11 protein-coding genes are annotated in these 13,474 nt (G+C 60.6%); 2 read left to right on the top strand and 9 right to left on the bottom strand.

All coding sequences use genetic code 11. The annotated features are described in order from the left end of the window. Positions 1-10: 10 nt before the first annotated feature. From ACPYOJ_RS18050 to ACPYOJ_RS18025, 6 genes are all read right to left on the bottom strand, one after another. Positions 11-3,316 (bottom strand): efflux RND transporter permease subunit, encoded by a 3,306-nt coding sequence (locus ACPYOJ_RS18050; RefSeq protein ID WP_481417473.1) that lies wholly within the window; start codon positions 3,314-3,316, stop codon positions 11-13. An 11-nt stretch (positions 3,317-3,327) separates the two neighbouring features. After that, the gene (locus ACPYOJ_RS18045; RefSeq protein ID WP_481417472.1) at positions 3,328-4,518 is read right to left on the bottom strand and encodes an efflux RND transporter periplasmic adaptor subunit; all 1,191 of its coding nucleotides are present in this window, start codon (positions 4,516-4,518) and stop codon (positions 3,328-3,330) included. A gap of 406 nt (positions 4,519-4,924) precedes the next feature. Next, positions 4,925-5,896, bottom strand: coding sequence for an ABC transporter substrate-binding protein (locus ACPYOJ_RS18040; RefSeq protein WP_481417471.1), 972 nt, complete (start codon positions 5,894-5,896; stop codon positions 4,925-4,927). Positions 5,897-5,952: 56 nt separating this feature from the next. Continuing rightward, a complete protein-coding gene (locus ACPYOJ_RS18035; protein WP_481417470.1) occupies positions 5,953-7,080 on the bottom strand; it encodes an ABC transporter permease in 1,128 nt (375 codons plus the stop codon). After that, entirely contained in the window at positions 7,077-7,961 is an 885-nt protein-coding gene (locus ACPYOJ_RS18030; protein ID WP_481417469.1) for an ABC transporter permease, read from the bottom strand. The genes ACPYOJ_RS18035 and ACPYOJ_RS18030 overlap by 4 nt, the downstream gene beginning before the upstream one ends. 180 nt (positions 7,962-8,141) lie before the next feature. Beyond that, complete coding sequence (locus ACPYOJ_RS18025; protein WP_481417468.1) at positions 8,142-8,927, bottom strand: ABC transporter ATP-binding protein; 786 nt, start codon at positions 8,925-8,927, stop codon at positions 8,142-8,144. A 98-nt stretch (positions 8,928-9,025) separates the two neighbouring features. Here ACPYOJ_RS18025 and ACPYOJ_RS18020 point away from each other — a divergent pair, with 98 nt between their 5' ends. Further along, a complete protein-coding gene (locus tag ACPYOJ_RS18020; protein WP_481417467.1) occupies positions 9,026-9,442 on the top strand; it encodes a cupin domain-containing protein in 417 nt (138 codons plus the stop codon). A gap of 9 nt (positions 9,443-9,451) precedes the next feature. On the opposite strand, the gene hydA is transcribed toward ACPYOJ_RS18020, so the two are convergent. The 3 genes from hydA to ACPYOJ_RS18005 are packed head-to-tail and all read right to left on the bottom strand — an operon-like array spanning position 9,452 to position 12,641. Next, positions 9,452-10,906, bottom strand: coding sequence for a dihydropyrimidinase (gene hydA / locus ACPYOJ_RS18015; protein ID WP_481417466.1), 1,455 nt, complete (start codon positions 10,904-10,906; stop codon positions 9,452-9,454). Between the two features lie 20 nt (positions 10,907-10,926). Then, positions 10,927-11,391 (bottom strand): hypothetical protein, encoded by a 465-nt coding sequence (locus ACPYOJ_RS18010; RefSeq protein WP_481417465.1) that lies wholly within the window; start codon positions 11,389-11,391, stop codon positions 10,927-10,929. Then, positions 11,388-12,641 carry a Zn-dependent hydrolase gene (locus tag ACPYOJ_RS18005; protein ID WP_481417464.1) on the bottom strand — a complete coding sequence of 418 codons (1,254 nt, stop codon included), beginning with the start codon at positions 12,639-12,641 and terminating at the stop codon, positions 11,388-11,390. The genes ACPYOJ_RS18010 and ACPYOJ_RS18005 overlap by 4 nt, the downstream gene beginning before the upstream one ends. Positions 12,642-12,933: 292 nt before the next feature. Here ACPYOJ_RS18005 and ACPYOJ_RS18000 point away from each other — a divergent pair. Continuing rightward, on the top strand, positions 12,934-13,474 hold a 541-nt coding region (locus ACPYOJ_RS18000; protein WP_481417463.1), incomplete at its 3' end, for a TetR family transcriptional regulator C-terminal domain-containing protein.

Genomic DNA, 13,474 nt, shown 5'->3' with positions numbered 1-13,474 from the left:
ATTTGAGAAATCACTCTGCCGCGAACGGCGGCAGGCGCAGCACGTTCTTCGCGTTGGCGTTGGCGACCTTGCGCTTGCCTTCCGGATTCTCGATCGCCTCCACCCGCTCGTTGAGAGAGCCGACGGCGTCGGTCAGCTCCTCGCGGGACATCGCCAGCTCCTCCTGATCCTTCTTGCCGACCAGGCGGCCGAAGAGCCAGCGGAGCAGGCGCGAGAGATCGTCCATGATCAGGAAGAAGGAGGGGACGACGACCAGCGACAGCACGGTCGAGACGATGATGCCGCCGATCACTGCGATTGCCATCGGCGCGCGGAATGAACCGCCTTCGCCGACGCCGAGTGCCGACGGCAGCATGCCGGCGGACATGGCGATCGAGGTCATGATGATTGGCTGGGCGCGCTTGCGGCCCGCTTCGACCATCGCCTCCACACGCTCCATGCCGCGATGGCGCATCTCGATGGCGAAGTCGACGAGCAGGATCGCGTTCTTCGTCACAATGCCCATCAGCATCAGGATACCGATCATGACGGGCATCGACAGCGGATTGTTGGTGATGAGCAAACCGACTGCCACGCCGCCGATTGCAAGCGGCAGGGAGAACAGAATGGTGAACGGCTGGATCACATCCTTGAAGAGCAGGATCAGCACCGCCAGAACCAGCATGAGGCCCATCAGCATCGCGTTGCCGAAGCTCTGCTGCATTTCCTTCTGGACCTTCGCGTCGCCGCTTTCGACAAGTTGCACCGTCGACGGGATCTTGGTGTCCTTGACGATCTGCAGGAAGCGAGCCGATGCGGTATCGAGCGCCACGCCCTGCGGCAGGTCGGAGCCGATCGAAACGACGCGGTAGCGGTTGTTGCGCTTGATGGAACTCACGCCTTCCGAATAGTCGATATCAGCCACGGTCGCGAGCGGAACGGTCGCGCCGCTCGCCGTCTTGATTTTCAGCGCGCGGATGGCCGCGAGGTCACGCCGCATATCGAGTGCGGCCTGCACGCGGATCGGGATCTGGCGATCGTCGAGATTGATCTTCGCCAGCGCCGCGTCGATGTCACCGATGGTCGCCACGCGGATTGTTTCGGAAATCTGCTGCGGCGTAATGCCGAGGCGGGCCGCCTGATCCTTGCGCGGGCGAACCTGCAGTTCCGGACGGGGCAGGGCGCCGTCCGCGCTGACGTTTGCCAGCAGCGGTTCGGCACGCAGTTTGGATTCCAGAAGTCCGACCGCTTCGTTCAGGTCCTTTTCGCTCTTGGAGAGGAAGTTGAACGAAAGGTCGCGTTCGCCGCGGTCGTTGAGCTTCAGGATTCGGACGTCCGGAATGTCCTTCACCTTCGCGAAGACTTCCTTTTCAATATCCCACTGCGGACGCATGCGGCCGTGAACCTCGACCTTCGGCAGATAAGGCCCGATGATCGGCATCGCGCCGAAGAAGTCGTTCACGAGCTTCTTCGACAGCCGCTGATCGAGCTTGTGCAGCGTCAGCGTTACCGTTGCGCGGCGAAGCTCAAGGTCGCCCTTTGGCGATGCACCACCGAGCACGAAGACGCTTTCGACGCCGTCGATATCCTTCACGTCCTTGTAGATCGTGTTCGTCGTCGCTGCGGTGTCGTCGAGCGTCGCATTCGGCGGCAGCTCGACGGAGAGCACGATACGTGATGCGTCTTCTGGCGGCAGGAAGCTGCCGGGCACCTGGGCCAACAACATGACAGAGCCGACCAGGAAGGCGATCGCCGCAATCAGCGTCGCATAGCGGGTCCACCAGCGGCGGGTCGTGGCGCGCACCAGACGCGTATAGCCGCGGAAGAACAGCCCGTCATTGTCGTGATGGTCGTCCTTGCCGTCTTGGGCGCGCATCAGGTATGCGGCCATCATCGGCGTGATGAGACGTGCCACCATCAGCGAGAAGAAGACCGAGAAGGCAACCGTCAGGCCGAACTGAATGAAGTACTGGCCAGGGATGCCGGGCATGAACGACACCGGCACGAACACGGCAATGATCGTGAAGGTCGTGGCGATAACGGCGAGGCCGATTTCGTCCGCGGCCTCGATGGCCGCGCGATACGGCGTTTTGCCCATCTTGATATGGCGGGCAATGTTTTCGATTTCGACGATCGCGTCGTCGACGAGAATACCGGTCGCGAGTGTGAGGGCGAGAAAGCTGACGAGGTTCAGCGAGAAGCCCATCAGGTCCATGATCCAGAAGGTCGGGATCGCCGAAAGCGGCAGCGCGATCGCCGAGATCAGCGTTGCGCGCCAGTTCCGAAGGAACAGGAAAACGACGACGATTGCCAGCAGCGAGCCCTCGATCAGCGTGTCGAGCGCGGCCTCGTAGTTGCCGTAGGTGAAGTAGACGGAATCGCTGATCAGTTCGATGCCGACATTCGGGTTTTCTGCGCGCACCTTGTCGAGGCTCTTTGCCACCGTTTCGGCAACACTGACTTCGCTGGCGCCCTTGGCGCGGAAGACGCCGAAGGTGACGACGGGCGTATCGTCGAAATTCGAGAAGGACTTCGGCTCCTGATAGGTATCCTTGATGGCGCCTAGTTCGGAGACCTTCACGAAACGGCCGTTCGGCAGGGCGATCGTCGTATTGGCCAGTTCGGCGACATCACGCGCATCGCCGAGAACGCGGATCGCCTGCTCGCTGCCCGCCACCTGGCCCCGGCCGGAACCGAGGTCGACGTTCGTGCTGCGCAGCTGTTCGTTCACGCTGGCGGCAGTGATGCCGTAAGCGTTCAACTTGTCCGGATTGAGTTCGATGCGCACCTCGCGATCGGCGCCGCCATAACGGTCCACACGGCCGATGCCGGCCTGGCCCTGCAAGGAGCGCTTGATCGTGTCGTCAACGAACCAGGAAAGCTCCTCGAGCGTCATGTCCGGCGATGAAACGGCAAAAGTCTGGATTGCCTGCCCTTCGACGTCGATCTTGGCGACAATCGGTTCTTCCACATTGGCCGGGAGATCACTGCGAATGCGATCGATCGCGTCCTTGGTATCCTGGACCGCCTGCTCGGTCGGCACCTCCATGCGGAACATGACGACCGTTTGCGACTGGCCATCCGTCACTGTGGACTGGATTTCGTCGATGCCGTTGATGCTGGCGACCGCGTCTTCGATTTCCTTCGTCACCTGCATCTCGAGTTCGGCAGGCGAAGCGCCGCTCTGCGTGACGATGATCGATACAAGCGGAACGTCGATATTCGGGAAACGCGTGATCGGCAGCCTGTTGAAGGATTGGATACCAACAAAAAGCAGCAGGGCGAAAAGCAGCAGCGGTGCTACGGGATTTCGGATGGACCAGGCTGAAAAGTTCATCGGGCCTTCTCTCAGTTGGAAGCAGCAGCAGGCTGTTCGCGCACGGGTGTAATGCGGTCGCCGTCCCGAACGTAGGCGCCAGCCTTGGCAACGACTTCATCGCCCTCCTTGAGGCCTTTGAGGATCTCAACGTAAGCGCCGTCCTGAATGCCGGTTTCCACTTCGGCGAATTTTACGACCCCTTCTTCGACTTTGCGGGCGGACGAACCTTCGCTGCTGGTCAGGACCGCCGAAAGCGGCAGAGCCACGTTCTGCGTCGACTTCACAACGATATCCGCGCTGCCATACATACCCGCGCGCGCCTTGCTGTCATCATCGATCAGAATGTGGACGAGGCCAAGGCGCGTAGTCGGGTCGACCGTCGGGGAAACGAGGCGGACGGAACCGGAGAGCTTGTCGCGGCTGCCCGCAAGCGAGATGGTCGCTTTCTGGCCCGCCTGGATCTTGATGATATCGCTCTCGCCGACTTCGGCAACCAGTTCGATATCGTTGTCACGGATGATGGTGAAGAGCGGGTCGTCCGAGGCCAGCGCAATCGCGCCAACCCTGGCATTCTTTGCCGAAACCGTCCCCGCGACAGCCGTTTTCACGTCGGTGCGGGCAAGCTTGAGATCGGTATCGGCGATCTGGCTGTCAACGACCTTCAGGTCTGCCACGGCAACCATGATTGCCTGCTCGGCCGAGCTGACGCGGGCGTTTGCGGAAACGGCTGCTGCAACCGCCTGCTCAACCTGGGCGGTGGACACGGTACCCTTCTTGCCCATTTCCTGCGCACGGGCCTGCTGCTGGCGGGCTTGCTCGGCATTCGCCTTTGTTTCGATCAGTTGTGCCCGCAGCTGCGCGAGCGTCGCTTCGCCCTTCGCCTTCGTTGCCAGCATCTGGCTCTTCTGCAAGAGCAGCGCATCGTCGTTCAGCGTCGCAAGTGTGCTGCCGGCTTCAACCTTGTCGCCCACGTCGGCGTTCAGCGCACGGATCGAAAGTCCGTCAACCTGAGGCTGGAGATACACTTCCTCGACAGGCTTCACAGTGCCGGTCGCGACGACGCGATCGACGAGCGTGCGCGTCTTGGCCGTGGTCACGACGATCGCGGGCAGGTTCTGGCGCGGCTTCGTGGTTGCGGTTTCCTGGGCAAAAGCAGGAGCTGCCGCGAAGGCGGCGATAAGAAGGGCGAAGGCGCGTATTTTGGTTCGCATGCGTGCCATTGGGTCGTCGTCCAATCATAAAACATAGTCGGCCGAAATCGCGCGTTGTCCCTCAGCTCGCGAAAAGGCCATTTCAACTCTGTGTTCTCAGAGGTACTCCCGCTTCGGTTGCCGTCGCTCTCGCAGCCTCACGTACGGCAAACCCGGCTCGTACGTGGTATCGATTTGCTTGACGCGCAAGACTGGCAGAAAATAATTCCCCACCAGAGAGCATTAATTACCATTTGCGTCCAAATCAATCGGCGAGTGGTTATGTATTCATTCCGATGATTGATTGCCGAATAGTATTATGACGTCACAGCCTCCGCCGATGCGACATCGCTTGCGAAATTTTTTCAATCGCCGCCAAAAAAAAGCGAAAACGCGCGGACTTCTCCGCGCGTTTCGTGTTTGGTTGGACGGCCACTTATTTTGCGGCAGCGTCCGTAACGTCGTGCGTCCAGGCGCCTGACGGCTCCTTGTTGATGATCTTCTGGTCGAGAAGAGCCTTAGCGGTGCGATCGTAAAGCGTGGTGTCGAGCGTGCCCGTGCCGTCGCCGATCAATTTGGCGACTTCGCCCATCATGCGCTTCTGATGGTTCTCGTCCTGCCCGCCGTTATCCACGACGATCTCGGCTGCCTCATCCGGGTTGTCGACCGCGTATTTCCAGCCCTTCATCGACGCCTTGACGAACTTGACCATCTTTTCCTTGAAGGCGGGATCCTTGAGCTTGCTTTCCATCGCATAGAGGCCGTCCTCGAGAAGATCGTTGCCCATCGCGGTATAGTTGAAGACGAGCAGGTCTTCCGGCTTGAAGCCGGCATCGATCGCCTGCCAGTATTCATTGTAGGTCATGACCGAAATGCAGTCTGCCTGCTTCTGCAGGAGCGGCTGAACGTCGAAACTCTGCTTCAGAACGGTAACGCCATCCGGACCGCCTTCAGTCTTGAGGCCAAGCTTGTTCATCCAGGCGAAAAACGGATACTCGTTGCCGAAGAACCAAACGCCAAGCGTATGACCCTTGAAATCGGCTTCGGTCTTGATCGGGCCGTCCTTGCGGCAGATCATCTCCATGCCCGACTTCTGAAAAGGCTGCGCGATGTTGACCAGCGGAACGCCCTTTTCGCGGGCAACGAGCGCGCCACCCATCCAGTCGACGATCACGTCGGCGCCGCCGCCGGCGATGACCTGCTCAGGCGCGATATCCGGGCCGCCCGGCTTGATGGTGACGTCGAGGCCCGCCTCTTCGTAGTAGCCCTTTTCCTTGGCGACGTAATAGCCGGCGAACTGGCTCTGCGTGACCCATTTTAGCTGCAGCGTTACCTTGTCGGCAGCCATTGCCTGGGCTGCCGCGAGCGACATTGCGCTCGCCATCATCGCAATAATCAGTTTTTTCATTTTCTTTTTCCCTCTGAAGTTATGCCCCAATCCCATTTGCGGGAACAAAGCGACGCCTAGCCACCACGGATAGACGGATGCCAGAACGTCACCGCCCTTTCGGCGAGGGCGACGACCCCATAGAAGAGCGAGCCTGCCAGCGCCGCGACGGCGATCTCGGCCCAGACCATATCGACGTTCATGCGGCCGATTTCGGTGGAGATGCGAAAGCCCATTCCGACGATCGGTGTTCCGAAGAATTCGGCAACGATGGCACCAATCAGCGCCAGCGTCGAGTTGATCTTCAGCGCATTGAAAATGAAAGGCATGGCGGCGGGAAGCCGGAGCTTCAACAGCGTCTGCCAGTAGTTCGACGCGTAGGTGCGCATCAGGTCGCGCTCCATGTTGCCGGACGCCGCCAGTCCGGCAACGGTGTTCACCAGCATGGGGAAGAAGGTCATGATGATGACGACGGCAGCCTTTGACGGCCAGTCGAAGCCGAACCACATGACCATGATCGGAGCGACCCCGATGATCGGCAGCGCCGAAACCATATTGCCGATCGGCAGCAGGCCGCGGCGCAGGAACGCCACCCGATCGGCAAGGATGGCGACAGCAAACCCGGCGGCGCAACCGATGACATAGCCGATCAGCACCGCCTTGAAGATCGTCTGCCGCACGTCGTCGAACAGGATCGGCAGCGAACCGGCGAGCCTGGCGCCGATCGCACTCGGCGGCGGAAGGAGCACGAAAGGAATGCCGAAGCCGCGGGTCGCCGCTTCCCACAGGATCAGGATCCAGGCGCCAAAGATCGCCGGGATCAGCAGCCGCAGGAACGAGCTTCCGAGCTTCGACATGGGTTTCAACGCGGAGAGCACTGCAACGCAGCGCCAGGCGAGCAGCCAGCAGGCGGCGATCAGGAAGAAGAAGGATTTGGTCGCCATGCCCTCGTTGCCGCCAATGCCGGAAAGCAGCATCCAGGCGGCCGCGTGCGTGCCGATCAGCAGCACCGTTGCGGAATAGGCCGGCGGCAGCGGCGCGATGGAAATGAGCGCGGATCCGGCGACCACGGCAATGATCAACGTCACCGTTCCGTCGGTGAAGGGGTAGGGGGCGCCCTCACTGAGAAGCGGCAGCGATATCACGGCCGCAATACATAGAAGGAGCGAAATCGAAGCTTGCCAGGAGATGCCCGGAAATTTCATGCCGGCCTCCCGCCCATGGCGCGATCGACGATCTTCGCTACCAGGCCGACGATCGCAACGAGCATGGCCGCCAGCACCGAGCCTGCGACAAGTGCCGCCCAGATATCGATCGTCTGACTGTAATAGGAACCCGCCAGCAGCTTCGAACCGATACCGGCAACGGCGCCCGTCGGAAGTTCGCCAACGATGGCGCCGACGAGACTTGCGGCAATCGCCACCTTCATCGAGGTGAAGAGAAAGGGAATGGAGGCCGGGACACGCAGCTTCCAGAATGTCTGTGCCGGCGTGGCGTTATAGGTGCGCATCAGGTCGAGGTGCATGATTTCCGGCGAGCGCAGGCCCTTCACCATGCCGACGGCGACGGGGAAGAAGGAGAGATAGGTCGAGATCAGTGCCTTCGGGATCAGGCCGGTAATGTTGATCGCCCCGAGCACGACGATAACCATCGGCGCGATCGCCAGGATCGGCACCGTCTGCGAGGCGATGATCCACGGCATCAGGCTCCGGTCGAGCGCCTTGATATGCACGATGCCGACGGCGATCAGGATGCCAAGCAGCGTGCCGAAGGCGAAGCCGAGGACCGTCGAGGAGAGGGTGACGCCGGCGTGATAAACAAGGCTGCGATTGCTCGAGAGTTTGCGCAGGAAGGTGTTCTCGAAAAAGTTGCTCGCCACCTGGTGCGGCGCCGGCAGGACCGGTTTCGGCTGTGACAGCGTCTTGCCGATGAACTCCATCGTGGTGGGGGTGATGTTGTTGCGGGTATCCATGTCCCGCTGGAAGGACGAATTGAGGAGAACAGCCGCGACATACCAGACGGCGATCAGTGCCACGAGGATGGTGAGGACGGGGATGAGTTTGTCCTTGAGGGTGTCGGGTTTCATGAGTGACCTCCCGCTTCTCCCCCGCGGGGAGAAGATGTCCGAAGGACAGATGAGGGGGTGAGCGACGAAAGGAGCGAGCGTCCGGAGCGATAGCCGACGGACGAGCTTACTGCACCGGCCCCCTCATCCGACCCTTCGGGCCACCTTCTCCCCGCCGGGGAGAAGGGAACAGCAACCAACCTACTCCTCATAGCTATGCCCCGCTCTCAGGCCCTCGCGCACACGGTGGGCGATGGCCAGGAATTCCGGCGTCTCGCGGATGCCGAGCGGGCGCTCGGCCGGGAGCGTCGAGTCGATGATGTCGGTGACGCGGCCGGGGCGTGGCGACATGACGATGATCTTCGTCGAGAGATAGACGGCTTCAGGGATCGAATGGGTGACGAAGCAGATCGTCTTGTTGGTGCGCGCCCAGAGCTTCAGCAGTTCCTCGTTCAGGTGGTCGCGGACGATTTCGTCGAGTGCGCCGAAGGGTTCGTCCATCAAGAGCAGGTCAGCATCGAAGGCCAGCGCGCGGGCGATCGAGGCACGCTGCTGCATGCCGCCGGAAAGCTGCCAGGGAAACTTCTTCTCAAAACCCGAGAGGTTGACGAGTTCCAGCGCCTCGGCGATGCGCCGCTTCTGGTCGTCAGCCGCATATCCCATGATTTCCAGGGGGAGCGCTATGTTCTTGTCGATCGTGCGCCAGGGATAAAGTGCGGGCGCCTGGAAAACGTAGCCGTAGGCGCGCGCCTTGCGCGCTTCTTCCGGCGTCATGCCATTGACGGTGATCTCGCCCGAGGTTTTCCGCTCGAGATCGGCGATGACGCGCAGGAATGTCGTCTTGCCGCAGCCGGAGGGACCAATGAAGGAGACGAAGTCGCCCTTGCGGACATCCAGATCGACATTGCTCAGCGCATGCACCGGCCCGTCATTCGTGTGGTAGGTGAGACAGAGATCCTTGGCGGATACGACGGACGCTGCTTGCATCGATGCTTGACCAATCCTGTTATTCCCGCCTGCAGCGGTTTGCGTGCTATGATTGTCACCGTTTTCTGTTGCCGCGGCAAAATTCATGGAGAATGACGATGGATGCGAAGTCAAAGCCTACCTGCCACATCATTCGCCCGAGCCATGCCTATGACGGCAAGCAGGGGCTGAGCTACTTCGAAGGCATTGCCGCGGAAACGGTCGGTGCGAAGGGCATCTGCATGCATCTTCTGACGATCCCGCCGGGCGTTCGCGCCAAGGCGCATCTGCACGAGGCGCATGAAACGGCAATCTACATGCTCTCCGGCGAGGCGCACACCTGGCACGGCGACCAATTGGAGCACCATGTCGTCGTCCATGCCGGCGAGCTTTTCTACATTCCGGCCGGTGTTCCCCACCTGCCGGCGAACCTCAGCAGCACGCCTTGCACCGCGATTATCGCACGGACGGACCCCAACGAACAGGAAAGCGTCGTCCTGCTGCCGGAGTTGGATGGGCTGGTGCAGGAGCGATGAAGCCAAGGATCACACCCCGCTTGCCGGAATGCCTGACCGTTCGACCTTGCGCGGCGCAGTGATTTCCTTCCAGGTCGAGAGTGCCTTGCTGACGGCGGTAACCGGCTCGCGCCTCACGAATTCGCCGTGGCCTTCCTGCGTCTTGATTGCGTCCTCCTCAATGGCCACGACGCCGCGAGTCAGCGTGTAGCGCGGCAGGCCGGTCACTTGCTTGCCTTCGAAGACGTTGTAGTCGATGGCCGATTGTTGCTTCTTCGCCGAGATCGTCTTTGAGCGGTTCGGATCCCAAACGACGATATCGGCATCGGCGCCGACGAGGATCGCGCCCTTTTTTGGATAGATATTGAGGATCTTGGCGCTATTCGTGGAAGTCACCGCGACGAATTCGTTCATCGTCAGTCGGCCGGTGTTGACGCCGTAGGTCCAGAGCATCGGCATGCGGTCTTCAAGGCCGCCGGTGCCATTCGGGATCTTGGTGAAATCGCCGACGCCGGTGCGTTTCTGGTCGGTCGTGAAGGCGCAATGGTCGGTCGCGACGACCTGCAGCGAGCCGGAAGCAAGGCCGGCCCAGAGGCTGTCCTGATGTTGCTTGTTGCGGAACGGCGGCGACATGACGCGGCGGGCGGCGTGATCCCAATCCTTGTTGAAATATTCCGTCTCATCGAGCGTCAGGTGCTGGATCAACGGTTCGCCATAGGCCCGGATGCCCTTCTGGCGGGCGCGGCGGATGGCTTCGTGCGCCTGTTCGCAGGAGGTGTGGACGATATAGACCGGGCAGCCGGCCATGTCGGCGATCATGATCGCGCGGTTGGTCGCCTCGCCTTCGACTTCGGCCGGGCGCGAATAAGCATGTGCCTCCGGGCCGTTGTTGCCTTCTGCCAGAAGTTTCGACTGCAATTGCGCGACCACATCGCCGTTCTCGGCGTGCACCAGCGGCAGGGCGCCGAGCTCGGCGCAGCGCTGGAAGGAGGCGAACATTTCGTCATCGTTCACCATCAGCGCACCCTTGTAGGCCATGAAGTGCTTGAAGGTGTTGATGCCCTTATCCTGAACGACGGTCTTCATTTCGTTGAAGACCTGCTCGCTCCACCAGGTGATCGCCATGTGGAAGGAGTAGTCGCAGTTGGCGCGGGTCGACTTGTTGTCCCACATGGTCAGTGCTTCGAGCAGCGACTGGCCGGGCGAGGGAAGGGCGAAATCGACCACCATGGTCGTGCCGCCGGAAAGTGCGGCGCGCGTGCCGCTTTCGAAATCGTCGGAGGAGTAGGTGCCCATGAAGGGCATTTCGAGATGGGTGTGCGGGTCGATGCCGCCCGGCATGACGTAGCAGCCGGAGGCATCCAGCACCTCGTCGCCGGAAAGGTTCGGGCCGATCTCGACGATCTTGCCGCCGTCGATCTTCACATCCGCCTTATAGGTCAGATCGGCGGTGACGATGGCGCCACCCTTGATGACTGTGCTCATTGTTGTTCCCCTTGTTCATGCTATTCGTCCTGTGGCGGCGTATATTTGAAGTCGACCGGAGTTCCCTCGTCTCCCGTGACCACGCTGAGCCCTTTTGCCGTGAAGTAAGTAACTGGTATCAAATTGAAAGGGCTTTCGCAGGCCGGGAAACCCTTGCTCAGAAACATGGATACTTTCAAAACCGCGCCGCGTGTATCCGATATATTCTTATCGACGTTGACAACGACAATAACGCCTGCTTCTTTTCTGATGATCTTAACTATTTTCTCTGAAATCGTCTCGCTGCGAATCTTTTGATCTGATTTCAGGTGATACGTACCTTCGAACGTACAAAAGTCGCTGCGGGCGGCCCAAGCGCTAGCGCCTTTTGACAACGAGCCGTATGAGCCGACGATGTTGTCAACCGTTGCAGCCGAAGCCGTTGGCATGAGTGACATTGACCCAGTTAGTCCGATTACCGCGAACTTGGCCAAGCTTTTGCTCACCCGACGATCTCCGCCGTCTCGACCACCGCATGGAACAGCACGTCCGCACCGGCGCTCGCCCATTCCTTCGATATGTCTTCCGCCTCGTTGTGCGACAGGCCGCCGACGCAGGGGCACATGACCATGGTCGTGGGAGCGACCTTCGCGGCCCAGCAGGCGTCGTGGCCGGCGCCGGAGATGAGGTTCATGTGGCTGTAGCCGAGCCTTTCGGCCGCGTTGCGCACCGCGGTGACCAGCTTCGGGTCGAAGGTCACTGGCGCGAAATGGCCGATCGCCTCGATCGAGCATCCAACACCCAGCGCATCGGTGATCTTCGGCGCTTCGGCCTCGATCTTGGCCCGCATGCGGTCGAGCTTTTCCTTGTCCGGCGAGCGGATGTCGACGGTGAAGACGACCTTACCGGGCAGCACGTTGCGCGAGTTCGGCGTGAAGAAGACCTGGCCGACGCCGCCGACGGCGCCTGGCTGGTTCTCCATGGCAACCGCCTGAACCATCTCCATGATCCGCGCCATGGCAAGCCCGGCATTGACGCGCATGTTCATCGGCGTCGATCCCGTATGAGCCTCCCTGCCGGTCAACGTGAATTCCAGCCACCAGAGGCCCTGACAGTGCGTGACGACGCCGATCTGCTTGTCTTCCGCTTCGAGGATCGGGCCCTGCTCGATATGGTATTCGAAATAGGCGTGCATCTTGCGGGCGCCGACTTCTTCGTCGCCGAGCCAGCCGATGCGCTTCAGCTCGTCGCCAAAGCTCTTGCCTTCCGGGTCCTTGCGACCATAGGCGTATTCGAGCGTATGCACTCCGGCAAAGACGCCGGACGCCAGCATGGCCGGGGCGAAGCGGGCGCCTTCTTCGTTGGTCCAGTTGGTGACGACGATCGGATGCTTGGTCCTGATGCCGAGATCGTTCATCGTGCGAACGACCTCAAGCGCACTGAGCACGCCGAGGACGCCGTCAAATTTGCCGCCGGTCGGCTGGGTATCGAGATGCGAGCCGACATGGACGGGCAGCGCATCGGGATCGGTGCCGGGGCGCGTCGCAAACATCGTCCCCATCTTGTCGACGCCGACGGTCAAGCCGGCGTCTTCGCACCATTTGCGGAAGAGGCCGCGGCCCTCGGCATCGGAGTCGGTCAGCGTCTGGCGGTTGTTGCCGCCGGCAATACCGGGGCCGATCTTCGCCATGTCCATGAGACTGTCCCAGAGACGGTCCCCATTGACGCGCATATTCTCACCTGGCGCTGCCACCATGTCTGAAAATCCTCACCTGTTTTCCGCCGTCATGCCAGGAGCATGCGCCGTCTGTTCCCATCGCCAATTCCCGGTGCGCTTGTTTGTTTTGTTACGCCGGAAAATCCGCAGTTGCCTTTGTTTTGCACCTGACAGATAATTTGACCGATTGGTAAACATTACAGCTTCCCGCGCCGGGCTCAAGACGAAAATCAGGAAAAATACAGCCAAAATTGCAGGCAGTTGCTCAAAATGACGGCAGGGTGAGCCGTCTGGGCGAAGCAACTGAATTCCAAGGGGAAATGAGAGCCAGATGGCAATTCCGAGAGCAGCGAAGACCCAGCGGCGCACACGTATTCAGGAAGAAAAGGAAGAGCAAATTCTGGAGGCGGCTCTCGATGTGTTTTCCGCCAGAGGTTTCCGCGGCTCGACCATCGACCAGATCGCCGAAGTGGCCGGGATGTCGAAGCCGAATTTGCTTTATTACTTCCGCACCAAGGAGGCGATGCACCGGGCTCTCATCGACCGGGTGCTTTATACGTGGCTGGAGCCGTTGCGCGCCTTCGATGCCGATGGCGATCCGGAATCGGAAATCTGCAACTATATCCGCCGCAAGCTGGAAATGGCCCGCGACTTTCCCCGCGAAAGCAGGCTGTTTGCCAACGAAGTGCTGCAGGGCGCCCCGCATATCGAAGACGAATTGAAGGGGCCGCTGAAGGAACTCGTCGACGAGAAAGCCGAGGTTATCCGGGCCTGGGCAAAAGCGGGAAAGATCGCCGAGTGCGATCCGTACCATCTTATCTTTTCCATCTGGTCGACGACCCAGCACTATGCCGACTTCGATGTCCAGGTCC

The organism is Rhizobium sp. SVR5-9E (assembly GCF_056755095.1).
Note: the sequence above shows the minus strand (reverse complement) of the source record. Positions and strands in the feature narration are given on the sequence as shown.